24 protein-coding genes are annotated in these 23,039 nt (G+C 60.5%); 17 read left to right on the forward strand and 7 right to left on the reverse strand.

Features of this window, described 5'->3' with window-relative positions:
- Positions 1-104: 104 nt before the first annotated feature.
- From ACR0LL_RS09700 to ACR0LL_RS09725, 6 genes are all read left to right on the forward strand, one after another.
- Positions 105-782 (forward strand): SURF1 family protein, encoded by a 678-nt coding sequence (locus ACR0LL_RS09700; RefSeq protein ID WP_480586163.1) that lies wholly within the window; start codon positions 105-107, stop codon positions 780-782.
- Positions 779-2,167 carry a threonine synthase gene (gene thrC / locus ACR0LL_RS09705; protein ID WP_480586165.1) on the forward strand — a complete coding sequence of 463 codons (1,389 nt, stop codon included), beginning with the start codon at positions 779-781 and terminating at the stop codon, positions 2,165-2,167. The genes ACR0LL_RS09700 and thrC overlap by 4 nt, the downstream gene beginning before the upstream one ends.
- Positions 2,164-3,426 (forward strand): M16 family metallopeptidase, encoded by a 1,263-nt coding sequence (locus ACR0LL_RS09710; RefSeq protein ID WP_480586168.1) that lies wholly within the window; start codon positions 2,164-2,166, stop codon positions 3,424-3,426. The genes thrC and ACR0LL_RS09710 overlap by 4 nt, the downstream gene beginning before the upstream one ends.
- Positions 3,426-4,010, forward strand: coding sequence for a GNAT family N-acetyltransferase (locus ACR0LL_RS09715; protein WP_480586169.1), 585 nt, complete (start codon positions 3,426-3,428; stop codon positions 4,008-4,010). Before ACR0LL_RS09710 ends, ACR0LL_RS09715 begins: the two co-directional genes overlap by 1 nt.
- A 102-nt stretch (positions 4,011-4,112) precedes the next feature.
- Entirely contained in the window at positions 4,113-4,931 is an 819-nt protein-coding gene (locus ACR0LL_RS09720; protein ID WP_480586171.1) for an MBL fold metallo-hydrolase, read from the forward strand.
- 38 nt (positions 4,932-4,969) lie between these two features.
- Positions 4,970-6,385, forward strand: a complete 1,416-nt coding sequence (locus ACR0LL_RS09725; protein WP_480586174.1) for an FAD-binding oxidoreductase — start codon at positions 4,970-4,972, stop codon at positions 6,383-6,385.
- Between the two features lie 42 nt (positions 6,386-6,427).
- Here ACR0LL_RS09725 and ACR0LL_RS09730 read toward each other — a convergent pair whose 3' ends face one another.
- Entirely contained in the window at positions 6,428-6,967 is a 540-nt protein-coding gene (locus tag ACR0LL_RS09730; RefSeq protein ID WP_480586177.1) for an adenine phosphoribosyltransferase, read from the reverse strand.
- A 325-nt stretch (positions 6,968-7,292) separates the two neighbouring features.
- On the opposite strand from ACR0LL_RS09730, the gene ACR0LL_RS09735 reads away from it, so the two are divergent.
- Positions 7,293-7,466 (forward strand): hypothetical protein, encoded by a 174-nt coding sequence (locus tag ACR0LL_RS09735; RefSeq protein WP_209505622.1) that lies wholly within the window; start codon positions 7,293-7,295, stop codon positions 7,464-7,466.
- Between the two features lie 8 nt (positions 7,467-7,474).
- Here ACR0LL_RS09735 and ACR0LL_RS09740 read toward each other — a convergent pair whose 3' ends face one another.
- From ACR0LL_RS09740 to ACR0LL_RS09755, 4 genes are all read right to left on the reverse strand, one after another.
- The gene (locus tag ACR0LL_RS09740) at positions 7,475-8,104 is read right to left on the reverse strand and encodes a LysE family translocator (protein ID WP_480586180.1); all 630 of its coding nucleotides are present in this window, start codon (positions 8,102-8,104) and stop codon (positions 7,475-7,477) included.
- 90 nt (positions 8,105-8,194) lie between these two features.
- Positions 8,195-8,341, reverse strand: coding sequence for a hypothetical protein (locus ACR0LL_RS09745; protein WP_480586183.1), 147 nt, complete (start codon positions 8,339-8,341; stop codon positions 8,195-8,197).
- A 74-nt stretch (positions 8,342-8,415) separates the two neighbouring features.
- On the reverse strand, positions 8,416-9,288 hold the full coding sequence (locus tag ACR0LL_RS09750; protein ID WP_480586186.1) for an S-methyl-5'-thioadenosine phosphorylase: 873 nt from the start codon (positions 9,286-9,288) through the stop codon (positions 8,416-8,418).
- A gap of 66 nt (positions 9,289-9,354) precedes the next feature.
- Positions 9,355-9,915, reverse strand: coding sequence for an invasion associated locus B family protein (locus ACR0LL_RS09755; protein ID WP_480586188.1), 561 nt, complete (start codon positions 9,913-9,915; stop codon positions 9,355-9,357).
- Between the two features lie 165 nt (positions 9,916-10,080).
- Between ACR0LL_RS09755 and ACR0LL_RS09760 the strand changes: the two genes are divergently transcribed.
- Complete coding sequence (locus ACR0LL_RS09760; RefSeq protein WP_480507780.1) at positions 10,081-11,715, forward strand: SulP family inorganic anion transporter; 1,635 nt, start codon at positions 10,081-10,083, stop codon at positions 11,713-11,715.
- Positions 11,716-11,850: 135 nt separating this feature from the next.
- Here ACR0LL_RS09760 and ACR0LL_RS09765 read toward each other — a convergent pair whose 3' ends face one another.
- Positions 11,851-12,456, reverse strand: coding sequence for a flavin reductase family protein (locus tag ACR0LL_RS09765; protein WP_480586190.1), 606 nt, complete (start codon positions 12,454-12,456; stop codon positions 11,851-11,853).
- A 72-nt stretch (positions 12,457-12,528) separates the two neighbouring features.
- Here ACR0LL_RS09765 and ACR0LL_RS09770 point away from each other — a divergent pair, with 72 nt between their 5' ends.
- The 5 genes from ACR0LL_RS09770 (at position 12,529) to ACR0LL_RS09790 (ending at position 15,591) form a co-directional block, all read left to right on the forward strand.
- Positions 12,529-13,023 (forward strand): GNAT family N-acetyltransferase, encoded by a 495-nt coding sequence (locus ACR0LL_RS09770; protein WP_480586193.1) that lies wholly within the window; start codon positions 12,529-12,531, stop codon positions 13,021-13,023.
- A 52-nt stretch (positions 13,024-13,075) separates the two neighbouring features.
- Entirely contained in the window at positions 13,076-13,819 is a 744-nt protein-coding gene (locus ACR0LL_RS09775) for an EcsC family protein (RefSeq protein WP_267363077.1), read from the forward strand.
- A gap of 140 nt (positions 13,820-13,959) precedes the next feature.
- On the forward strand, positions 13,960-14,421 hold the full coding sequence (locus ACR0LL_RS09780; protein WP_480586196.1) for an NUDIX hydrolase: 462 nt from the start codon (positions 13,960-13,962) through the stop codon (positions 14,419-14,421).
- A gap of 72 nt (positions 14,422-14,493) precedes the next feature.
- Entirely contained in the window at positions 14,494-14,949 is a 456-nt protein-coding gene (locus ACR0LL_RS09785) for a DUF1178 family protein (RefSeq protein ID WP_480546425.1), read from the forward strand.
- A 3-nt stretch (positions 14,950-14,952) separates the two neighbouring features.
- Positions 14,953-15,591 (forward strand): SDR family NAD(P)-dependent oxidoreductase, encoded by a 639-nt coding sequence (locus ACR0LL_RS09790; RefSeq protein WP_480586200.1) that lies wholly within the window; start codon positions 14,953-14,955, stop codon positions 15,589-15,591.
- On the opposite strand, the gene ACR0LL_RS09795 is transcribed toward ACR0LL_RS09790, so the two are convergent.
- Positions 15,585-15,941 (reverse strand): hypothetical protein, encoded by a 357-nt coding sequence (locus tag ACR0LL_RS09795; RefSeq protein WP_480488468.1) that lies wholly within the window; start codon positions 15,939-15,941, stop codon positions 15,585-15,587. The genes ACR0LL_RS09790 and ACR0LL_RS09795 overlap by 7 nt on opposite strands.
- Positions 15,942-16,106: 165 nt before the next feature.
- On the opposite strand from ACR0LL_RS09795, the gene ACR0LL_RS09800 reads away from it, so the two are divergent.
- The 4 genes from ACR0LL_RS09800 (at position 16,107) to edd (ending at position 23,038) form a co-directional block, all read left to right on the forward strand.
- Positions 16,107-17,345: an aspartate kinase gene (locus ACR0LL_RS09800; protein ID WP_480488466.1), complete on the forward strand. Its 1,239-nt coding sequence runs from the start codon at positions 16,107-16,109 to the stop codon at positions 17,343-17,345.
- Between the two features lie 46 nt (positions 17,346-17,391).
- A complete protein-coding gene (gene ptsP, locus ACR0LL_RS09805; protein ID WP_480507789.1) occupies positions 17,392-19,635 on the forward strand; it encodes a phosphoenolpyruvate--protein phosphotransferase in 2,244 nt (747 codons plus the stop codon).
- A 149-nt stretch (positions 19,636-19,784) separates the two neighbouring features.
- Positions 19,785-21,230: a glucose-6-phosphate dehydrogenase gene (gene zwf / locus ACR0LL_RS09810; RefSeq protein WP_480586202.1), complete on the forward strand. Its 1,446-nt coding sequence runs from the start codon at positions 19,785-19,787 to the stop codon at positions 21,228-21,230.
- Between the two features lie 2 nt (positions 21,231-21,232).
- Entirely contained in the window at positions 21,233-23,038 is a 1,806-nt protein-coding gene (gene edd / locus ACR0LL_RS09815; protein WP_480586205.1) for a phosphogluconate dehydratase, read from the forward strand.
- Position 23,039: the final 1 nt, after the last annotated feature.

Genomic DNA, 23,039 nt, shown 5'->3' on the forward strand with positions numbered 1-23,039 from the left:
CTATGTGGGGCGCAAGATTGCGCCCCATACAATTGCGTGGTTGCAATTCAGCCCGCGCGCCCCTTAACAAGACGCCGGTTCCTGCAAAGAAGTTTGGTCCTGACATGCGCCGTATCCTGTTCCTGCTAATCTTCGGCCTCGCCGGTTTGGGCGTGCTGCTGTCGCTGGGCATCTGGCAGGTGCAGCGTCTGGCGTGGAAGCAGGACGTGCTGGCCGAGATCGAAGAGCGGATCTCGGCTGCGCCGGTTTCCCTCCCGCTGCAGGTTTCGGTGGATCAGGACAAATACCTGCCGGTAACGGTGTCGGGCGAGACGGAGCCTGCGGAAGTTCACGTTCTTGTTTCGCTCAAACAGGTCGGTGCGGGGTATCGCATCATTCAGCCGTTCATTACCGGGGGCCGGACCATTCTGATTGACCGGGGGTTCATCCCGACCACGGCCAAACAGACCGAGCGGCGCAACGGCCAGATGGAGATTACCGGCAATCTGCACTGGCCAGATGAAATCGACAGTTACACGCCCGCACCTGATCTCGACGCCAACATCTGGTTCGCCCGCGATGTGCCCGCGCTTGCGGGTGCACTGGGCGCGGAACCGGTTCTGCTGATCGCCCGTTCGCAAACCGATCCGAATGTGACGCCGCTGCCGGTGGACACGGCGGGCATACCAAACGATCACCTGCAATATGCAATAACCTGGTTTGGTCTGGCTCTGGTCTGGGCCGCGATGACCGGATACTTCCTGTGGCGCAGCCGTGCCAATTCTGAGAGTGACGCGACATGAAATACATCTCGACCCGCGGGCAGGCGCCCGAACTGACGTTTGAAGAGGCGATGTTGACCGGACTTGCCCGCGATGGTGGCCTGTATCTGCCCGCCGAAATCCCGGTGATGTCGCAGGACGAGATCGCGGCGCTGGCCGGATTGCCCTACGAAGAAATCGCATTCCGCGTGATGTGGCCCTATGTCAGCGGCTCATTCGCCGCGGATGAGTTCAAGGCGATCATCGCCCGCGCTTACGAAGGTTTCGGCCACGATGCTCGCGCGCCATTGAAGCAGCTGAACGAGAACCACTTCCTGCTGGAACTGTTCCACGGCCCCACGCTGGCCTTCAAGGACTTTGCCATGCAACTGATCGGCCAGTTGTTCCAGGTGGCGCTGAAACGCCGTGGTGACCGTGTGACCATCGTCGGCGCGACCAGCGGGGATACCGGTTCAGCCGCGATCGAGGCGTTCCGCGGGCTGGACGCGGTGGATGTGTTCATCCTGTTCCCGCATGGCCGCGTGTCCGAAGTACAGCGTCGACAGATGACGACGCCTGCGGACAGCAATGTGCATGCTCTGGCCGTTGATGGCGATTTCGACGATTGTCAGGCTGCGCTGAAAGACATGTTCAACGATTTCGACTTCCGCGACGGCGTGAAACTGGCGGGTGTGAACTCGATCAACTTTGCCCGCGTCTTGGCGCAGATCGTCTATTACTTCTCGGCTGCCGTCAGCCTTGGTGCGCCGCACCGCAAGGTCAGCTTCACGGTGCCAACCGGCAACTTTGGTGACATCTTCGCGGGTTATCTGGCCAAGCGTATGGGGCTGCCGATTGACCGCCTTGTGGTGGCGACCAACCAGAACGACATTCTGCATCGCTGCCTCTCGGGCGAGGGGTATTTCAAGGGCGAGACTATCCCCTCGATCAGCCCGTCGATGGACATTCAGGTCAGCTCAAATTTCGAACGCGCGCTCTATTATGCCTATGGCGAAGATGGCGGGGCCATCGCACAATTGATGGATGAGCTGAAACAGGGTGGCTTCAATATCAGCCAGGGCGCGATGGAAGCGCTGCGTGAGAATTTCGATTCGGGCCGTGTGTCCGAAGAGGAAACGCTGGCCACGATCAAATCCACGCTGGCGCACAGCGCCGAACTGGTCTGCCCGCACACCGCCGTGGGCATCAAGGTCGCAGAAGAACACCGCGCGGCAGACGTTCCGATGATCACGCTGGCCACCGCGCACCCGGCGAAATTCCCGGCCGCGGTCGAGAAGGCGAGCGGCGAACATCCGCCTCTTCCCTCCCGCATGTCTGATCTGTATGAACGTCCGGAACGGGTAACCCGCATCGCCAATGATCTGGGTGCCCTTGAGGATCATATAAAAAGGCACATCGCTGAGTGACTGTCAGACAAGATCAACTGAAGAACGGGTTTCGTATCGTCAGTGAACATATGCCGGGGCTGCAATCTGCGGCCATCGGCATCTGGGTAACCGCCGGTGGGCGGCATGAGCGGATCGAGCAGAACGGCATCGCGCATTTCCTTGAACATATGGCGTTCAAGGGAACCGAGCGCCGTTCGGCCTTGCAGATTGCCGAGGCGATCGAGGATGTGGGCGGCTATATCAACGCCTATACCTCGCGCGAGGTGACAGCCTATTACGCACGCGTTCTGAAGGACGACGTGGCGCTGGCGATGGATGTCATCGGCGACATCGTTCTGAACCCGGTTTTCGATCCGCGCGAGATCGAGGTCGAGCGGGGCGTGATCCTTCAGGAAATCGGTCAGGCCCATGACACGCCCGACGATGTGATCTTTGACTGGCTGCAAGAGGAGAGCTATCACGACCAGCCTCTGGGCCGGACGATCCTGGGTCCGTCCGAGCGGGTGAGTGCCTTTTCGCGTGAAGACCTGTCGGGCTTTGTGACCGAACATTATGGCCCCGAACAGATGATCCTGTCCGCAGCAGGTGCTGTGGATCACGACATGCTGATGAAACTGGCCGAAGAGATGTTTGGCCATCTGCAATCCCGTAAGGGTCTGATCCCCGAGATCGCACGCTTTACAGGCGGCGAAGCCCGGCAGGTAAAAGAGCTGGAACAGGCACATTTCGCCCTGGCGCTTGAAAGCCCAGACTATCGCGACGACGCGATCTATACGGCGCAGATCTATTCGACCGCATTGGGCGGTGGCATGTCCTCGCGCCTGTTTCAGGAGGTGCGCGAAACACGTGGGCTTTGTTACACGATCTTTGCGCAGACCGGTGCCTATGCCGATACCGGAACAACCACGATCTATGCCGGGACCTCGGCCAATCAGGTGGCCGAACTGGCGACGATCACCATCGATGAGATGAAGCGCGCCGCCGAGGACATGAACCCCGAAGAGGTCGCCCGTGCCCGCGCCCAGATGAAGGCCGGGATGCTGATGGGGCTGGAAAGCCCGTCGAATCGGGCCGAGCGTCTGGCGCGGCTGGTGCAGATCTGGGGGCGGGTGCCCTCGCTGGAAGATACGGTTGCCAAGATCGATGCGGTCAGCACCGACGACGTGCGCGCCTTTGCTGAAACCATGGCCGTTCAGGCCCCGGCGGCGCTGGCGCTTTACGGACCGGTCGCAGACGCACCGACATTGGCGGACTTGCAGGAGAGGCGTGCAGCCTGATGCTGTTGGGCAGACGCAAGTTGAAACTCGAGACCGCGCGGCTCAGCTTGCGTCCGCCTGTACATTCCGATTTCAACGATTGGGCGGCGTTGCGGCGCGCCTCAAAAAATTACCTGACCCCGTGGGAGCCGATCTGGGCCAAGGATCACCTGAGCCGCAAATCCTTTACCAATCGGGTCTACTGGGCTCAGCGCTCGGTCGCGAGTGGCACAGCAATCCCGCTGTTCCTGTTTCGCCGTGAAGACAATGTGTTGGTCGGGGCGATCACGCTGGACAATATCCGGCGCGGTCCTGCGCAGGCCGGAACTCTGGGTTACTGGACCGGTGAATCCTTTGCCCGTCAGGGATACATGCGCGAAGCGATCGGCGCGATGTTGCATCACGCCTTTACCCGTCTGGACCTGAGCCGGATCGAAGCCGCGTGCCTGCCGGAAAACCGGGCGTCGCGCGGTTTGCTGGAAAGCTCGGGCTTCAAATATGAAGGCGTGGCGCAGTCTTATCTACAGATCAACGGGCGATGGCGGACGCATGTTCTCTATGCCAGCCTGCGGTCCGACCGGCGTGGCAAGACGGACGCGGGCTAGGGGGCTCTGCCCCCGTCGCGGCAAGCCGCGCCTCCCCAGGGATATTTTCGGCCAGATGAACAAGGGGCATGACTTGGTGGCGATCTGCGCTACACTTCGGGTATGCGCTGGTTGGTTGCAGCATTGATGGTGATTTCGGGCGAGGCCGTGGCGCAGGAGCGGCGGCCGAGCCATTGTATCGCTATCGCCGATGCTGCGCCGGGGATCGAATATCTGCACAAAGCTGCGTGGCAGGACCCGGTACCGGAGTTTTCGGTGCGCATCAGCTATGTCGCGCATGCCGCCTTTATGATCCAGACCCGTGGCGGGTTGAATGTGGTGACCGATTTTACCGGGTTCATCGGGGGTGCCGATCTGATTCCCGATGTGGTGACAATGAACCATGCCCATGACACCCATTGGACGGCGCATCCCGACCCGGCGATCCCGCATGTCCTGCCGGGATGGGGAGAGTTCGGGCAAGGAATTGAACATCACCTGGATCTGGGCGAGATGCTGATACGCAATGTCCCGACCGATATCCGCTCGGCCTATGGCGGAGTTGAGGAGCGCGGCAATTCTATCTTCGTGTTCGAGGTCGAAGGGCTGTGTATCGGCCATCTGGGACATTTGCATCATGTACCGTCAGACGAACAGTTTGCTGCGCTGGGTCGGTTGGATGTGGTCATGGCGGCCGTCGATGGTGGAACAACCATGCCCTTGCCCGACATGATCTCGGTTCTCAAGCGGCTGAAAAGCTCGGTGATCATTCCGATGCACTGGTTCTCGGAGTATTCGCTGGATCGCTTCCTCGTGGATATCCGGGATGAGTTCCCGGTTGAACGTGACGGCGTGTCCGAGATCAACGTCTCTCTGCGTGACTTGCCGGACCGTCCAACGGTTGTCGTGCTGGAGCCGCGCTATCTGATTGATCTGGAATAAGGCTTGCCGTGGCGGGATCGGTTGGGCATTGAAAGCGTATGAGTCTGAACCCCGCCGATGACCGCATTGCCACGCTGATCCGCACGAAACTGGGCGATCACGTGCTGCGCCCGGTGACCGACCGGTATCTCGAAGAGCCGCGCGGGCGATATGCCGGACAGGCTGGCCTGCTGGCCTTGCCCCGCACAACCGAGGAGGTCTCGGTACTGGTGCAGGTGGCGTCCGAAATGCGTGTTCCGGTGGTGCCTTATGGCGGCGGAACCGGTCTGGTCGGGGGGCAGGTAATGCCGCATGGGCCCGCGCCCCTTGTGATTTCGCTGGAACGGATGACAGCCATCCGGTCCGTCTATCCCACCGAAAACGTACTGATTGCCGAGGCCGGTGCCATTTTGCAGGATGTCCAAGCCGCGGCCGAGGCGCAAGACCGCCTGTTTCCCTTGACGCTGGCGGCGCAGGGATCCTGTCGGATCGGGGGCAACCTGTCCACCAATGCCGGGGGCGTCAACGTCTTGCGCTATGGCAATGCGCGCGACCTGTGCCTTGGGCTCGAGGCCGTTCTGCCCAATGGTCAAATCTGGCAGGGTCTCAGCCGGTTGCGAAAGGACAACACAGGCTATGACCTGCGCAATCTGCTGGTCGGGGCCGAGGGCACGCTGGGGATCATCACCGCAGCCGCGCTCAAGCTGTTTCCCCGGCCTGCCGCGATCGGGACGGCGATGTTTCAGGTGGCGTCACCCGAAGCCGCCATTTCCCTGCTGGCCCAGGCGCGTGATCGCGTGGGCGAGGCTGTCAGCACTTTCGAACTGATCCACCGGCAGGGGCTGAAGTTCTTGTCCGAGGTTCTGCCGGATGTCCGGCAACCGTTTGAAACACCGCCAGAGTGGAGCGTTCTGATCGAATTGGGGCTGGCCACGGGGCAGTCTCCGTCCGACGCGCTGGAGGATATCTTTGTCCACGCGCAAGCGCTTGGGCTGGTGCAGGATGGCGTGATTGCACAAAGCGAGGCGCAGCGCGATGAGTTGTGGGCCGTGCGCGAGCGTATCCCCGAGGCCAACCGCCTGGTCGGCTCGGTGTCGAGCCATGATATCTCGATCCCGATCTCAGAAATTCCGGAATTTGTGCGGCAAGGGGAAAAGGTGGTTTCCGGTCTCGGGCCGTTCCGGATCAATTGCTTCGGCCATCTCGGGGATGGCAATCTGCACTACAACGTCTTTCCCCCCAAGGGGCAGGGCAGATCGGATTTTGAGGGTCAGAGCGCTGTGGTCAAGCGGGCCGTGCATGATTTGGTCCATGCCTTTGATGGTTCGGTCAGCGCGGAACACGGCGTGGGCCGCATGAAAACGGACGATCTGGACCGCTATGGCGATCCGGTAAAGCTGGAAGCAATGCGGACCATCAAGGCGGCGCTGGACCCCTTGGGCATCATGAATCCCGGCGCGGTGCTGAAGGCGTGAACCCGGCTCTGACTCTTGTTAAGAAATCCGAAGGTTGCCGCGTTAAAGCCCTTCGAATTCGCACAGGACATGCACGTCCATGCCCATATCTTCCAATACTTTGCGCCCGCCGAGGTCAGGCAGGTCGATAATGAACGCGCATGAGACGATCTCACCGCCCAAACGCTCGATCAGTTTGATGCCCGCCGCCGCAGTGCCGCCTGTGGCCAGAAGGTCGTCAACGACAAGGATTTTTTCGCCTGGCTGGATGGCGTCATCGTGGATCTCGACGATCGCTTCACCATATTCCAGCTTGTAGTCCTGGCTGATCGTTGTGCCGGGCAGCTTGCCTTTCTTGCGGATCGGCACGAAGCCCAGGCTCAGCTGATGCGCAATCGCCCCCCCAAGGATAAAGCCCCGCGCCTCGAGGCCGACAACCTTGTCGATGCGTTCCCCGGCATAGGGGTGCAGCATCTGGTCAATGGCCATCCGAAATCCGCGCGGATCGGCAAACAGCGTCGTCACATCGCGAAATAGAATTCCTTCATGCGGAAAGTCGACAATCGACCGGATGTAGTCTTTGACAGTCTTGTTCCTTGACATGAACCAACCCTTTTCCGCTTCAAATACCAAAACGTGTTTGGCCCAAGAGGGTTAGCCATGCAAGGAACAATTCATTCACGCGATCACCAGCGGCACGAAACCACAGCCTTGGGCAATCCGTAATACCGGTAAAGCGTGGCAGGCAAACATGACAGGTGCGGCTTGCGCATTTGCGTTGATCTCGCAAAAGAAAGGCCCCAGACGGTTTGAAGGTTCATTGCCATTTCCGTTCCGGTGCTGTTAAGTGCCCGATAACGACAATCACTATGCTATGTATACACAATGCATCGCCTGAATTAACGAGCATTTGCTAGGAGCAACGCGCGTGCCAAAGAAAGACGGCAAGGGATCGACGAAGAAAAACAGCCAGCTGGTTCTGCGTCTGGACAAGGATGAGCGCGACGCGTTTGTCGAGTTGTGCAGAGAGCTGGATACATCAGCTGCCCGCGAAATCCGCCGGTTTATCCGCGGGTTCATGAAGGAAAACGCCGAAAACTGAAAAAGGGGTCAGGCCGGGCGGCGCAGAACTGCCGTGGCGAACCCCATCCCGATCAGAGTCAGCCCGCCAAACCGCGTCATCCCGGTGATCACGCTGGCACGGCCAATCAGACGCCGCAGCCGGTCGGCCAGCAACGCATAAGCCAGCGCATTCAGCCAGGCCAGTCCGACAAAAGTGGCAATCAGGATGGCAAATTGCGGCCCCAGTGGTTCAGCCGGGCGCAGGAACTGCGGCACAAAGGCGATGAAAAAGGCGATGGATTTCGGGTTCAGTGCTGTGACTGCGGCCGCATGTCCAAACACGCTGCGGGGGGTGACATCCCGCCCGGTCGCGACCGTTCCCAGACCACTTGCCGGGGCGCTGCGCAGCAGTTTAACCCCAAGCCAGACCAGATAGGCCGCACCGACCCATTTGAGGATGGAAAACAAGGTGGCCGAGGCCAGAACAAGCGCGCCTAGCCCCAACAAAGATGCGGTCATCGCCACAAGATCCCCCACAGCGACCCCTGTGGCCGAGGCCACAGCAACGCTGCGCCCCTTGGACAGCGCATAGCTCAGCACCAACAGCACGGTCGGGCCCGGGATCAAGAGCAAGGCGGTGGATGCGGCAACAAAGGCCAGCCAGAGTTCCAGAGACATAAGGGTCTGCTCGCGATATGTTCCTTTGGTATCGCTATAGCCAAACTACCGGTGCTTGACAATTTTCATGGCGACCAGCTTTCGGGCCCGTCAAAGCAGTCCGATCAGGCCCAGACTTGCACGAAAACTGATACCAGTGCGATCCTTCACAACCGTCGCATTCTTGCGGCGAGTATCCGGCAGAAAGAACCCGCATCCCCTGTGCCCGGACAGTTTCGGGCGCAGGGTCGATGTCATGCTTGGACGCAGCTTAACGTGATCCGGGAACCCGAACTGCTGGCGGCGATGATGCCTGATGCGTCGCGCGGCGCTTACAGAATCCGCCCCGCCACCGCGTCCAGTTTGGCCAGTAGCGCCGGATCGCGCTTTTCGGGCGCAGTCAGGATGGCATATTCCAGCGCCCGGTCACAGCCATGCGGGCAGGGCGCGCGGTCGGCCCCCAGCAGGGCGGGAAGGCCCTTGACCAGTGCACGGCCCTTGTCGGCATTGCCGGTCAGGGTCGCAATGATGGTGGTCACATCCACCTCGCCATGATCCGGGTGCCAGCTGTCAAAATCGGTGACCATCGCGATCGAGGCATAACAAAGCTCGGCTTCGCGGGCGAGCTTGGCTTCGGGCATGTTGGTCATCCCGATCACGTCGCAGCCCCATTGCTCGCGATACATCTTCGATTCCGCCAGAGACGAAAACTGCGGCCCTTCCATCGCCAGATAGGTGCCGCCGCGATGGATCGTGATACCGGCAGCCTTGCCTGCGGTTTCACAGGCGTCCGACAGGCGCGGGCAGGTCGGATGCGCAACGCTGACATGGGCCACGCAGCCTGTTCCGAAAAAGCTCTTGTCGCGCGCAAATGTCCGGTCGATGAACTGATCGACGATGACAAAGTCACCCGGTGCCATGTGTTCGCGAAACGACCCGCAGGCCGAGACCGAGATCACATCCGTCACACCAAGCCGTTTCAGCGCGTCGATATTGGCGCGATAGGGCACATCGGTGGGCGAATGCACATGCCCGCGCCCATGGCGCGGCAGAAAGGCCATTGCGACACCGTCCAGCGACCCGGTCAGAATCTGATCCGAGGGCGCCCCCCAAGGGGTATCGACACTGACCCATTCCGCATTTTCCAGCCCATCGATGTCATAGATGCCTGATCCGCCGATAACGGCAATCCTGGTTTGGGTCACTGTCCTGCTCCACCTGAGATACTGATAATGAATTTGTGCGGGTTCGGCCCGAAATTGACAAGAGGCCTATTCCTGTTTCACCAACAGGTTACGCTGTTGAGATTGCGTATTGAAATCCGCCCACGCGGCTCCAAACTCATCCAGCGGCCACGTCAGATCCTGCGATTGACCATGCCTGTCACGAAACTCAAAACGATACGCATCCCCATTCAGCATGGCATCCAGCAAGCCGTCGGCGCGATGATCCTCGAATGTGCAGCTTAACCCTGTCAGGCACCCGGGACGCCGTGTGCGCCAGATCACATCCTGATCTTTCTCTATGCGGAATCCAGAAGGGCTGAAGAAGGTGCCGGGCTCAATCCCGAACTCGATTTTGAAACCATCTGGTTCAGGTGTGATGAACATGAATTGCGCCGCAAATTTTGGACGCAAGGAAAACACCTCGGCGCGCCTTATGTAGCAGCGCTGCACCAAAGTACCGGCTTCTTCACGCTCGTCACAAAACGAATTCCAGATGCCGAAAATTTCATGGTGCGTGACACGCCAGTTTCCGGCGGTGTCATTCCCTTGCAAGTCTTGTGCAAAGGCGGGCAGGGCCGATAGAAATATAAGGGCAATCCAACGCATGAACTCACATTTGGGTGCTTGATCCGGGTGCCGCAAATCACGTTGCCGAGAGGCAAGTTATGCGCTGTGCGCATGGCTGCATCCCACCTCCTGCGGTGGCTTAACAGCGGCGCGCCCGCTACAACGACCCCTTCGCGCGAACATAAAATCCTATAGGACTGTCCAATGCCCCGAGCCTTGCTGGCAAGTTTTGCCAACCGTATCGCCATACCTGATCTGCGCTGGGTGCCGGATGAGGGGCTGACCTTCTCTCGCCTGCGGATCGAGCTGCTGTCCGGCCTGACCGTGGCCCTCGCACTGGTGCCCGAGGCCGTGGCCTTTGCCTTTGTGGCAGGCGTGCACCCGCTGGTGGGCCTATATGCCGCTTTCCTTGTGGGGCTCATCACCGCGCTGATCGGCGGGCGACCCGGCATGATCTCGGGCGCGACGGGTGCGCTGGCGGTCGTCATGGTGGCTTTGGTGGCCGAACATGGGGTCGAATACCTGTTCGCGACGGTGGTGCTGATGGGGATCCTCCAGGTTATCGCCGGGGCGATGCATTGGGGCCGCTTCATCCGACTGGTGCCGCACCCGGTGATGCTGGGTTTTGTGAATGGCCTGGCCATCGTGATCTTTCTGGCCCAGATGGGCCAGTTCAAGGTGCCGGGTACCATGGAAAACACCGGTCACGGCATGGGCGGTGGAGAATGGCTCTCGGGTGCGCAGCTATACACCATGCTGGGCCTTGTGGCACTGACCATGGCGGTGATCTGGGTGGTGCCGCGCATCACGCGCATCATTCCTGCGCCTCTGGCCGGTATTCTGGTTGTCGCTGCGCTGGTGATCGGTCTGGGGTTGGATGTTCCGCGCGTCGGTGATCTGGCCTCGATCGAAGGTGGTCTGCCTGCCTTCCACATCCCGATGGTTCCGCTGAACTGGGGCACGCTCGAGATCATCCTGCCCTACGCTGTCATTCTGGCCGCGATTGGCCTGATTGAATCCCTTCTGACCCTGAACCTTGTGGGCGAAATCACCGGCAAGCGCGGCGGGGCGTCTCAGGAATGTATCGCCCAGGGTGCGTCGAATATCGTTACCGGCTTTTTCGGAGGCATGGGTGGCTGCGCGATGATCGGTCAGTCGATGATCAACGTGAAATCCGGTGGCCGGACCCGTATCGCCGGGATCGCTGCGGCGCTGTTTTTGCTGACCTTCATCCTGTTTGCCTCACCGCTGATCGAGCAGATCCCGCTGGCCGCGCTGGTTGGGGTGATGTTCATGGTGGTCATCGGCACCTTTGCGTGGAACTCGTTCAAGATCCTGCGCAAGGTTCCACTGACAGATGCTTTTGTCATCGTTCTGGTCACCGTCGTGACAGTGATGGAAGACCTCGCGGTTGCTGTTGTGGTCGGTGTCATCGTGTCGGCTCTGGCCTACGCTTGGAACAACGCCAAGCGCATCCACGCCGTCACCCGTGAGTCCGCGACCGAAAAAGGGGCAAAGGTCTATGAAATCCAGGGGCCGCTGTTCTTTGGGTCATCGGATGGCTTTATCGAACTCTTCGATGTGCCGAATGACCCGGAAACCGTCATCGTCGATTTCGCTGAAAGCCGTGTGGTGGACCAGTCGGCGTTGCAAGCCATCGAAAATATCGCGGCCAAATACGAGGCCGCGGGTAAACGCGTCATGTTGCGCCACCTGAGCCGGGATTGTCACAAGCTGTTGAACAAAGCAGGCCACCTGATGGTCGACAGTGACGATGACCCGGATTACGAACTTGCCGTCGATTACTCGGTCCGTACCGGCATTCTGGGCGGCCACTGATCCATTTGCGAGGCTCTGCCTCGCGCTCCGGGATATTTGAAGCCAGATGAATGAAGGATCCCTGCTTCATCTGGCCAAAAAATATCCCGGGGGAGCCGCCCGGAACGGGCGGTGGGGGCAGAGCCCCCGACACCCTCAATCATCCGGGCGACTGAGCGAGAACAGCTCGGACACGACCGAATAGTCCCGGTACCCAAGCCGCGCCAGAGGTTTGAATGAGGTTACGTCGAACTTGCCCTCTCGGATGTGGTCGTCGAGCAGATGCACGCCTGTTACTTCACCGAACACGACGCGGTTGGCCGCGCCGGGCAGAGTGACGATCTGGGTTAACTTGCATTCCAACGCCGCCGGGGCGCCTTGTACGCGGGCGCAGGGAATGGTTTCACATTCGACCGGGGTTAATCCGGCATGGGCAAACTCGTCCACCTCCCTGGGAAGGCAGGCCGAGCTGGCGTTCATCGCATCCTGATGCGCTAGGGCTACAACATTCACGCAGAATACACCTGTCGCCTCGATATTGGCGATACTGTCCTTGCCGCCGATCTGATCGTGTTTCGTGCCGGTTGTGGCAAACATTACCTGCGGCGGTGTGTAAGCAACCCCGTTGAAAAAGGAATAGGGTGCCAGATTGTTGATCCCATCCGCATCACGGGTCGAGATCCAGCCGATCGGGCGTGGCGTGATAATGGCGTTGAACGGGTTGTGCGGCAGGCCGTGGCCGTCTTCGGGGCGGTAGAACATCATATCTCCAAGCGTTTGCCCAAGGCGTAACGAAGTGCTAGGGCGATTTCCAGCAAGGAAAAGAGGGCGGGTGTGCAGCAATTCGGGATCAGGCCAGAAGAGCCGGACGATTGGTGGGAGGTCGAAGCCCTCTATGACCTGTGCTTTGCGCCGGGCCGTGAGGCGTTGTCTTCCTACCGGTTGCGCGATGATGTGCCGCCGGTTTCTGCCCTGTCACTGGTCGCGCGCGACGGTCAGGGCATTCTGGCCGGGGCGATCCGCTTCTGGCCGGTCCATGTCGGTGAACACGATGCATTGCTGCTAGGCCCGGTTGCCGTACACCCAACCCACCAGGGCGAGGGTCTGGGCGGGTATCTGATCCATGCCGGTGTCGAAGCCGGGCGTAAGCGCGGGTGGCAGCGGGTCATGCTGGTCGGTGACGAACCCTATTACAGGCGATTTGGTTTTGCGCGGCTGCAAGGTGTCGAGATGCCACCGCCCACCAACCCGGACCGGGTTTTGGGGCTGGAACTGATGCCCGGTGTCTGGTCCGGAGTTCAGGGGGCTGTCACCCGCTGGACCCGCTGACCTATTGAATCGACACGGCTTAACGCCGATGTTGATAGGCAGGAGGACGCACATGCAGAACGTGGTTCTTGTCGAAAACGTGGATGCCGAGGCTGAACTGGATCGTTTGGCGGGTTATTACCGATCTGCCGGAGGGGCCGGTGTCAAACTGCTGAACAAGCTGGGCGGATCAGCCGAGTCACTGCTCGAGCAATTGCCCGATCCGGTTCGGAACGGCCTGACAGGGGCTACCGAGCAGGCGCTGTGGCTTGCGATGCACGCGGCTCAGGGGTCTCGGCGTGCGATCCCTGATCAGCAGCCCTGGGTCAATACCGCGCTTGCCACGGCCATGGGCGCGGCCGGCGGGTTGGGCGGTGTATCAACAGCCCTGATGGAGCTGCCTGCAACAACCGCCATGCTGTTGCGCGCCATTCAGGGGGCCGCCGCGCGCGAAGGTTTCGATCCGTCTGCCGAGAACGTAAAGTTCGACTGTGTGCGGGTTTTGTCCGCATCGGGCCCGCTGTCGCATGATGACGGTGCGGATCTTGGCTTTTTCTCGGTGCGCCTGACACTGACGGGTCCTGCCATGCAGCGTCTGATTGCTGCAGTGGCACCACGCTTTTCGATCGTGCTGGGGCAAAAACTGGCGGCACAGTCCGTCCCGGTGCTCGGCGCGTTGGCCGGTGGTGGAACGAACTATGTCTATTCGCGCTATTACCAGCAAATCGCGCGCGTGCATTTCGGCCTGCGAAGATTGGCGGTTGATGCCGATATCCCGCATGACGAGCTGGTGAAACAGCTGTCAGCCCGTATGTGATCAACAAATGCGCCATCACGCCGGACTTGGCGGACACCACTTCATATGGTAGTTTCTCAAGGGAAGTGCGCTAAATAGGCGTGTCCTGCGGGCCTATAACGCCAACGGGTCCTTTGCCCGAACAAAAGGTGCGTCGCGCAATGAATGCAAGACCGGTACTGCGTGAATTGGCTGAGACTGCGGAACACCCTGTTTTGCGGCAATCCTCTGCCCTGTGTTACCGGATACGGCGTTGCCAGCCAGAGGTTTTGCTGATCACGACACGCCGGGCCCAGCGCTGGATTGTCCCCAAAGGGTGGCTCATCCCCGGCCTGACCCCATCAGAAACCGCAGTGCAGGAAGCCTGGGAAGAAGCGGGCGTGACGGGGCGATGCAGCAAAGCGGGGCTGGGGCAGTTTCTGCACCTCAAGCACCGCCCAAATCAGCCCCCGACCTTGATTCTGGTCGATGTTTTTGCGCTGCATGTACAGGTAATGTCGCAGGACTTCCCCGAAAAGCACGAGCGCAGGCGCAAGTGGTTTGCACCTGAGTGCGCGGCCCAAAAGGTCAGATCACCCGAGCTTGCCGAATTGTTACGCGACTTTAAGACCCATACACATTAAGATAGCGCCAGAGAGGCTTGATATTGTCAGTCTGGTCGGTATCTATTCGCCAATCGTAATTTTGGACTGAACATGATTCAATACGCGTTGAAATGCAGTGAAGGCCACACATTCGACAGCTGGTTTCAATCCGCAGAAGCCTTTGACAAGCTGGCCTCTGCCAAGATGGTGACCTGCGCGATCTGCGGATGTACGCAGGTTGCGAAGGCGATCATGACACCGCGTGTCCGACCGGCCCGGAATGCGCAGGGAAAGCCCGAAAACGCGCCTGCATCCAATGAACAGATCAACGTCGCCACCCCTTCGCCCGAGATCGAGAAAGTTCTGGCCGAAATACGCCGCCATGTCGAAAAGAACTCGGACTACGTTGGCAAGGATTTTGCAAGCGAAGCGCGCAAGATGCATCTGGGAGAGGCGCCAGAGCGTTCGATCTATGGTGAAGCCAGACCGGATGAGGCGAAATCGCTGATCGAAGATGGCGTGCCGGTGGCACCGCTGCCGTTTCTGCCCAGCAGAAAGACCAACTGATCCATGCATGTCGTGATCACCGGTGCCAATCGCGGTATCGGCCGCACCCTTGCCACGCGCTACGACACCCGCGGTGACGCGGTTACCGGAACCGCACGCGATGGCAGTGCACAGGTCCGTCTGGACGTGTCGGACCCGGCCCAACAGGCAGCAATGGCCGAACAGCTGAAAGACCAGCCCGTTGATCTTCTGATCTGCAATGCCGGGGTCTATCTGGACAAGGGGCACACGATCAACGACTACCCCGCCGATATGTGGGCGCAAAGCTTTGCCACCAACGTGACCGGCGTTTTTCTGACCGTTCAGGCCTTGTTGCCCAATCTGCGCGCCGCAGGCGGCAAGGTCGCGATCATCTCGTCGCAGATGGCGTCCCATACGCGAGCGCCGGGGGGCAGCTATATCTACCGCGCCTCCAAGGCGGCGGCGTTGAACCTGGGGCGGAATCTGGCGACGGATCTGAAAGCCGACGGGATCGCCGTGGGCATCTATCATCCGGGCTGGGTGCAAACCGACATGGGCGGCGCGGCCGCCGATATTGATGTCGATCAGGCCGTCTCGGGCCTGATGGAACGCTTTGAGGCCCTGTCAATCAGCTCTACCGGCTGTTTCGAAACCTATGACGGGCAGGCGCACGCTTACTGACCGGTCAGCGCCGCTTTGGGAATTTCATAGACCTCACCGGGTTCAATATAGACCACAAGCACGTCGCCCAGCGTTTCATAAGTCATCTTTGAGGTCGAGCTGCTGGACTCCGGCGCACCATCCTTGAAATAGATGTTGCGCACCTTGCCACCCCCCAAAGCCACGGCCAGCGTCGTTGTGCCGTCATCATGGCGGCGCAGTTCTGCATTGCAGCTTTGCATCGGGTCACCGGCATTTGCGGCGCAGGGCACCTTGCCCAGTGCATTCTTTCCGTCCGTGCCTGCCACACTGGCAACCTGCGCCAATGCAGGCGACGACAACAAAGTAACGGCAAGGGCTAGGCGAAACATGGGGAACCTCTTGATTTGGTTGTTACTCGCAGGCTGACACCGCACCTGCGCAATGTAAAGCGGCCCTGTGCCACAGGCGGGTCCTGTTTGCGCTCTTGCTCTTGGGGTGCCCCTCGCTTATGAGGCTCGGGACCTCTAATCCAAGGCGCGGAGACATTTGCCCCCATGCCCGTACTCGTTATGAAATTCGGCGGCACTTCGGTCGCCAACCTGGACCGCATCCGCCGTGCTGCCAAGCGCATCGGTGTCGAAGTTGCCAAGGGCTATGACGTGATCGTCATCGTCTCGGCCATGTCGGGCAAAACCAACGAGCTGGTGGGTTGGGTGAACGAGACCTCGCCGCTGTTTGATGCACGTGAATACGATGCTGTGGTATCTTCGGGCGAAAACGTCACCGCTGGCCTGATGGCGCTGACATTGCAGGAAATGGATGTTCCTGCGCGCAGCTGGCAGGGCTGGCAAGTGCCGCTGCTGACAACCAGCGCGCACAGCCAGGCGCGGATCGAAGATATCCCGACCACGAACATCAACCAGAAATTCGGCGAAGGCATGAAAGTGGCCGTTGTGGCCGGGTTTCAGGGGCTCAGCCCCGAAGGCCGCATCACTACGCTGGGCCGGGGTGGCTCTGACACCACTGCCGTGGCTTTTGCCGCCGCGTTTGGTGCGGAACGCTGCGACATCTATACCGACGTGGACGGCGTCTATACCACCGATCCACGCATCTGCGAAAAGGCGCGCAAGCTGGACAGGATCTCGTTCGAGGAAATGCTCGAACTGGCGTCGCTGGGCGCCAAGGTGCTGCAGACCCGCTCGGTCGAGCTGGCAATGCGCTACAAGGTGAAACTGCGCGTTCTTTCAAGTTTCGAAGAACAATCCGACGAGGCCGGTACGCTGGTCGTTGACGAGGAGGATATCATGGAATCCAATGTTGTGGCCGGTGTGGCCTATTCCCGTGACGAGGCCAAGATGACCGTCGTTTCGGTGGCGGACCGTCCCGGTATCGCCTCGACCATCTTCACCGCGCTCAGCGATGAGGGCGTCAATGTCGACATGATCGTGCAGAACATCTCGGATGAGGGGCGCACGGACATGACCTTCTCGTGCCCCACCGATCAGGTGGTCCGTGCCGAAAAAGCGCTGCTGGCGATCAAGGACAAGGGCGAGCTCAACTATGCCGAACTGGTCGCCGATACCGGTGTCTGCAAGGTCTCGGTGGTGGGAATCGGTATGCGCTCGCAATCGGGTGTCGCGGCCAAAATGTTCAAGATACTCTCGGATGAGGGGATCAACATCAAGGTCATCACAACCTCCGAGATCAAAATTTCCGTTCTTATCGACAGGAAATACATGGAACTTGCCGTTCAGGCACTGCATGATGCCTTTGAACTGGACAAGGCGGCCTGAGCTGATCGGCCAAGGGTTTCGCCTGACACACTGAATTGGTTGGGCCATGGCGGACGGCACGGAAACAGAATCCCGCAAGCTGCTGGGGCGGTTGCGCGAGGCGATGGCCAGCGAAGCCGCTGGACAGGAGCGTCTTGATCAGATCACTCATCTGATCGCCGACAGCATGCGCAGCGAAGTGTGCTCAATCTATCTGTTCCGCGATGATGAGACCCTGGAACTCTGTGCGACCCAGGGGCTTGCGCCGGAATCAGTACACCAGACCCGTATGCGCATGGGCGAGGGGCTGGTGGGCAGGGTCGCCAAGACCGGCAAGGTGGTCAACACCCCGGATGCGCCGTCTGAAAAAGGGTTCCGGTATATGCCGGAAACCGGGGAAGAGCGGTTTTCGTCCTTTCTCGGCGTGCCGGTGCAGCGCCTTGGGGAAAAGCTGGGTGTTCTGGTTGTCCAGTCCCGCAAAGCGCGCGAATTTTCCGCCGACGAAATCTATGCGCTGGAAGTGGTGGCCATGGTGCTGGCCGAAATGACCGAACTGGGCGCCTTTGTCGGCGAAGGCGCGGCACTGTCGCCACGGCACCAGCAATCGGTCCTGCTGCGCGGCGGCCCGGCGCAGGAAGGCTCCGCCGAAGGCCATGTCTGGCTGCATGAACCCCGCGTGGTTGTCACCAATCCGATCGCCGAAGACCCGCACCGGGAACGCGAACGTCTGAACGAGGCGGTGGAAGAGCTGCGCGTCGGCGTCGACAAGATGCTCGAGATTTCCCGGGATGGTGACACCGAACAGCTCAAGGTGCTGGAAGCCTACCGGATGTTTGCCAATTCCAAAGGCTGGATGCGCCGGATGGAAGAGGACATTGCCCTGGGGCTCAGTGCTGAGGCCGCGGTCGAGAAAGAACAATCTCAGGCGCGCGCCCGGATGGGGCAGGTGTCCGATCCCTATCTGCGCGAACGGCTGGCGGATCTTGACGATCTCAGCAACCGTTTGTTGCGCATTCTGACCGGGCAGGGAAAAACCGACAGCGCCGATCTGCCGCCCGATCCGATTCTGGTCGCGCGCAATATCGGCCCCGGTGACCTGCTGGAATACGGGCGGGCGCTGAAGGGGATCATCCTCGAAGAAGGTTCAGTCGGCAGTCACGCCACCATTGTGGCCCGTGCGCTGGCAATCCCTCTGGTGGTCCATGTGGGCCGGATCACGACCGAAGCGCTGAACGGCGACCATGTGCTGGTGGATGGCGATCAGGGCGTTGTTCATCTGCGCCCCGAAGACAGCGTGGTCAGCGCGTTCCGCGACAAGATCGCGATGCAGGCCAAGGCACAGGAACGCTATGCCTCGATCCGCGAAACCCCCTGTGTCACACGCGACGGAACGCGTATCAATCTGGTGATGAACGCGGGCCTGATGGCCGACCTGCCGTCGCTGGGTACGTCGGGTGCCGAGGGTGTTGGCCTGTTCCGAACCGAGCTGCAATTCCTGATCCGCAATCAGATGCCCAAACGGTCCGAGCTTGTCACCCAGTATCAGCGGGTACTGGATGCGGCGGGCGACAAAAGGGTGGTGTTCCGCACGCTCGATATCGGGTCGGACAAGGTGCTGCCCTATATGAAACACGTGGCCGAACCCAACCCGGCCCTGGGTTGGCGCGCCATTCGAGTCGGTCTGGACAAACGCGGCGTGATGCGGATGCAGTTGCAGGCCCTTCTGCGCGCCGCCAATGGGCGCCCGCTGACCATCATGTTCCCTTTTGTCGCACAGGCCGAGGAATATCGCGAAGCCCGCTGGGAGGTGAACAAAACCATCGAACGCGAAAAGCGACTGGGCCATGTTCTGCCCGAAACGCTTGAAGTCGGCGCGATGCTGGAAACTCCATCGCTGGCCTTTGCGCCGCAAAAGTTCTTTGACGAGGTCGATTTCATCTCGATCGGCGGGAATGACCTCAAGCAGTTCTTTTTTGCGGCTGACCGCGAAAACGAACTGGTCCGCCGCCGCTATGACACATTGAATGTCAGTTTCCTGAGCCTGATGGAACGCATTGTCGAACGCTGCGGTCTTTCGGACACCCCGCTCAGTTTCTGTGGCGAGGATGCGGGCCGCCCGGTCGAGGCGCTGTGCCTTGCGGCCATGGGTATTCGCACCCTGTCGATGCGCCCGGCATCGATTGGTCCGGTCAAAAGCCTGTTGCTGCGGTGTGACCTGATGGAGGTGCGCAAAATCATCGCGGACGCACGCCATCGTGGCGAACAATCCGTGCGCCCGGCCGTGATGGAATGGCTGCGCAGTCAGGTATAGCCCGCAAAACCTCGCTTTTTGGGGAAACTATGCTTGATTTTTTCGCGCGGGCTTTTTATCACGCAGGCAATGTTAGCGGTAACAGTATGCCGCAAAGCCGTTTCATGCCGTGCTGAACTGATATCGGCAAACTCGAGAAGGAGCCTGTGATGGTTTCACGCGTAATTCCGGTAGAGCCGTTCGATCTTGTGTTGTTCGGCGCGACCGGGGATCTGGCGCAACGTAAGATCCTGCCGGGCCTGTACCATCGGTTCGAGGTCGGCCAGATGCCTGATGGGGCGCGGATCATCGGCACGGCGCGCTCGGATATCGACAGCGACGGGTTTCGCGATCAGGTTCGTGCATCGATGCAGGAATTCGCGCCAAAGTTCAAAAAGGGCACGCTGGACCGGTTCCTGTCCCATGTTGAATACGTGCCGGTGGATGCACTGGGCGATGCCGGATGGTCCGATCTGTCCAAGATGCTGCGCCCCGACGTGGTGCGGGCCTTTTACCTGTCAGTGGGTCCCAGCCTGTTTTCGGGCATTGCGCAGCGCCTGCATGACGCCGGTCTGGCCACGCCGGACAGCCGCATCGTTGTCGAAAAGCCTTTCGGCCATGACCTGGCCTCGGCCAAAGCGCTGAACGAAGGCTTGCGGGCGTGCTTCAAAGAACACCAGATTTACCGGATCGACCATTATCTGGGCAAGGAAACCGTGCAGAACCTGATGGCGCTGCGCTTTGCGAATTCCCTGTTCGAGCCGCTTTGGAACTCGACCCATGTCGACCATGTGCAGATCACCGTGGCGGAAACCGTCGGGGTCGAGGGGCGCGGGGCCTATTACGATCAATCCGGCGCGATGCGGGACATGATCCAGAACCATCTGGTGCAATTGCTGTGCCTGACCGCGATGGAACCTCCGTCAAAGTTCTCTCCCAACGCGGTGCGCGACGAGAAGGTCAAGGTGATCGAGGCGCTGGAACCAGTCGAACCCAGGGATATCGCCCGTGGTCAGTATCGCACGGGCAAGGGCGGTGACGGATACCTTGATCACGTTGGCAACCCGGCCAGCCGCACCGAAAGCTTTATTGCGCTCAAGGTCCATATCGGCAACTGGCGCTGGGCCGGGGTGCCGTTCTACCTGCGCACAGGCAAACGCCTTCGCGCCCGTGCCTCTGAAATCGCGGTGTTCTTCCGCGACCCGCCACACACGATCTTTCCCAATGTCGGCCCGTTGCATGGCAACGTTCTGGTGATCCGCCTGCAACCTGACGAAGGCATCACCCTGCGCACGACGATAAAGGAACCGGGGCAGGGCGGGTTCCGCCTGTCCGATGTCGCTCTGGACATGAGCTTTGCCGACGCGCTGGGTGATGACTCGCAATCCCCGGACGCATATGAACGCCTGATCATGGATGTCATCCGGGGCGATCAGACCCTGTTCATGCGCGGGGACGAGGCCGAGGCCGCCTGGGCCTGGGTCGATCCCATCATTCACGGCTGGGAACAGCGCGGGGACAAACCCGCCAAGTACGATCAGGGCAGTTCAGGCCCCGAAGAAGCACTGATGCTGATGCATCGCGATGGGCGTCGCTGGCGTCAGATCGGAGGGTAATCATGGTTCACTCTGTCATTTCCGACGTCACCAAACGGATCATCGACCGCAGCGCCGATCTGCGCGCCCCCCATATCGACCGGATGGAACAGGCCAGATCCAAGGGCCCCGCCCGTGCGCACCTGTCCTGTAGCGGTCAGGCCCATGCCTATGCGGGTGCGGGTGAAGACCAGCAATCCATGGCCACTGGTACGGCGGGCAATCTGGGCATCGTCACCGCCTATAACGACATGCTGTCTGCCCATCAGCCCTTTGAACGGTACCCCGCCCTGATCCGCGATGCGATCCGCGCTGCCGGAGGCACCGCACAGGTCGCGGGTGGCGTGCCAGCCATGTGCGACGGTGTCACCCAGGGCGAAGCAGGGATGGAATTGTCGCTGTTTTCACGCGACGTGATCGCATTGGCAACTGGCGTAGCACTCAGCCACAACACCTATGACGCGGCTGTCTTCCTCGGCGTCTGCGACAAGATTGTCCCCGGTCTGATCATCGGTGCGCAGGCGTTCGGGCATCTGCCTGCCGTGTTCCTGCCCGCAGGACCAATGACCAGCGGTCTGCCCAATGACGAAAAGGCCAAGGTCCGTCAGAAATTCGCTGCCGGAGAGGTCGGGCGCGACGAACTGATGGCCGCCGAAATGGCCGCCTATCACGGCCCCGGCACCTGCACTTTCTACGGCACCGCCAATACCAACCAGATGCTGATGGAGTTCATGGGCCTGCACCTGCCGGGCTCCAGCTTCGTCAATCCCAACACGCCCTTGCGCGACGCGCTGACACAAGAGGGCGCGCGCCGCGCCCTGTCGCTCAGCGCGCTGGGAAACAGCTATACCCCGGTTTATCAGGTGCTCGACGAACGGGCCTTTGTGAACGGTATCGTCGGCCTGATGGCGACCGGAGGCTCGACCAATCTGCTGATCCACCTGATTGCCATGGCGCGCGCCGGGGGCATCGTGCTGGACTGGCAGGATTTTTCCGATATCTCCGCCGTTGTTCCACTGGTCGCGCGGGTCTATCCCAACGGTCTGGCCGACGTGAACCACTTCCACGCCGCAGGCGGGCTTGGGTTCACCATCGGCACGTTGCTCGAAGAAGGTTTGCTGCACCCCGATACGCTGACCGTCGCCGGGCAGGGCCTGCACAATTACACGCGCGAGCCCAAGCTGATCAATGGTGAGCTGACCTGGCAAGACGGTGCAGGCCACAGCCTGAATGACAAGATCGTCCGTCCCGCGCGCGATCCGTTCCAGCCCACCGGCGGCCTGTCGCGCCTGACCGGCAATCTGGGCACCGGGGTCATGAAAGTATCAGCCGTCGCGCCAGAACATCAGGTGGTCGAGGCTCCGGTCCGCGTTTTCCACGACCAGGACGCAGTCAAGGCAGCCTTCAAGGCTGGCGAGTTCACCGGTGACGTCATCGTCGTCGTGCGCTTCCAGGGCCCCAAGGCCAACGGGATGCCGGAACTGCACTCGCTGACGCCCATGCTGTCGATCCTGCAGGGCCGGGGGCAGAAAGTGGCGCTGGTCACCGATGGCCGCATGTCTGGCGCATCCGGCAAGGTGCCCGCCGCCATCCATGTCGTCCCCGAAGCGCTCGACCGCGGCCCCATTGCATACCTTCAGGATGGCGACATCCTGCGCGTTGACGCGGTCAGGGGTGATCTGGAAATCCTCACCGCTGGCGTTCTGGACCGCGCGCCCGTCACCGCCGACCTGTCCGCCAATCAACACGGTACAGGGCGCGATCTTTTTGGCGCGTTCCGCCAGAATGTCGGCTCGGCCGACACCGGTGCCAGCATTTTCGGAGTTTAAC

The sequence above is a fragment of the Ruegeria sp. AI2 genome (assembly GCF_056541275.1).

Bases quoted from the DNA above. Each gene is read 5' to 3' on its own strand.
- ACR0LL_RS09700 (WP_480586163.1), top strand. From the start codon at position 105: ATGCGCCGTATCCTGTTCCTGCTAATCTTCGGCCTCGCCGGTTTGGGC.
- thrC (WP_480586165.1), top strand. From the start codon at position 779: ATGAAATACATCTCGACCCGCGGGCAGGCGCCCGAACTGACGTTTGAA.
- ACR0LL_RS09715 (WP_480586169.1), top strand. From the start codon at position 3,426: ATGCTGTTGGGCAGACGCAAGTTGAAACTCGAGACCGCGCGGCTCAGC.
- ACR0LL_RS09720 (WP_480586171.1), top strand. From the start codon at position 4,113: ATGCGCTGGTTGGTTGCAGCATTGATGGTGATTTCGGGCGAGGCCGTG.
- ACR0LL_RS09725 (WP_480586174.1), top strand. From the start codon at position 4,970: ATGAGTCTGAACCCCGCCGATGACCGCATTGCCACGCTGATCCGCACG.
- ACR0LL_RS09730 (WP_480586177.1), bottom strand. From the start codon at position 6,967: ATGTCAAGGAACAAGACTGTCAAAGACTACATCCGGTCGATTGTCGAC.
- ACR0LL_RS09740 (WP_480586180.1), bottom strand. From the start codon at position 8,104: ATGTCTCTGGAACTCTGGCTGGCCTTTGTTGCCGCATCCACCGCCTTG.
- ACR0LL_RS09745 (WP_480586183.1), bottom strand. From the start codon at position 8,341: ATGACATCGACCCTGCGCCCGAAACTGTCCGGGCACAGGGGATGCGGG.
- ACR0LL_RS09755 (WP_480586188.1), bottom strand. From the start codon at position 9,915: ATGCGTTGGATTGCCCTTATATTTCTATCGGCCCTGCCCGCCTTTGCA.
- ACR0LL_RS09760 (WP_480507780.1), top strand. From the start codon at position 10,081: ATGCCCCGAGCCTTGCTGGCAAGTTTTGCCAACCGTATCGCCATACCT.
- ACR0LL_RS09765 (WP_480586190.1), bottom strand. From the start codon at position 12,456: ATGTTCTACCGCCCCGAAGACGGCCACGGCCTGCCGCACAACCCGTTC.
- ACR0LL_RS09775 (WP_267363077.1), top strand. From the start codon at position 13,076: ATGCAGAACGTGGTTCTTGTCGAAAACGTGGATGCCGAGGCTGAACTG.
- ACR0LL_RS09780 (WP_480586196.1), top strand. From the start codon at position 13,960: ATGAATGCAAGACCGGTACTGCGTGAATTGGCTGAGACTGCGGAACAC.
- ACR0LL_RS09785 (WP_480546425.1), top strand. From the start codon at position 14,494: ATGATTCAATACGCGTTGAAATGCAGTGAAGGCCACACATTCGACAGC.
- ACR0LL_RS09790 (WP_480586200.1), top strand. From the start codon at position 14,953: ATGCATGTCGTGATCACCGGTGCCAATCGCGGTATCGGCCGCACCCTT.
- ACR0LL_RS09795 (WP_480488468.1), bottom strand. From the start codon at position 15,941: ATGTTTCGCCTAGCCCTTGCCGTTACTTTGTTGTCGTCGCCTGCATTG.
- ACR0LL_RS09800 (WP_480488466.1), top strand. From the start codon at position 16,107: ATGCCCGTACTCGTTATGAAATTCGGCGGCACTTCGGTCGCCAACCTG.
- ptsP (WP_480507789.1), top strand. From the start codon at position 17,392: ATGGCGGACGGCACGGAAACAGAATCCCGCAAGCTGCTGGGGCGGTTG.
- zwf (WP_480586202.1), top strand. From the start codon at position 19,785: ATGGTTTCACGCGTAATTCCGGTAGAGCCGTTCGATCTTGTGTTGTTC.
- edd (WP_480586205.1), top strand. From the start codon at position 21,233: ATGGTTCACTCTGTCATTTCCGACGTCACCAAACGGATCATCGACCGC.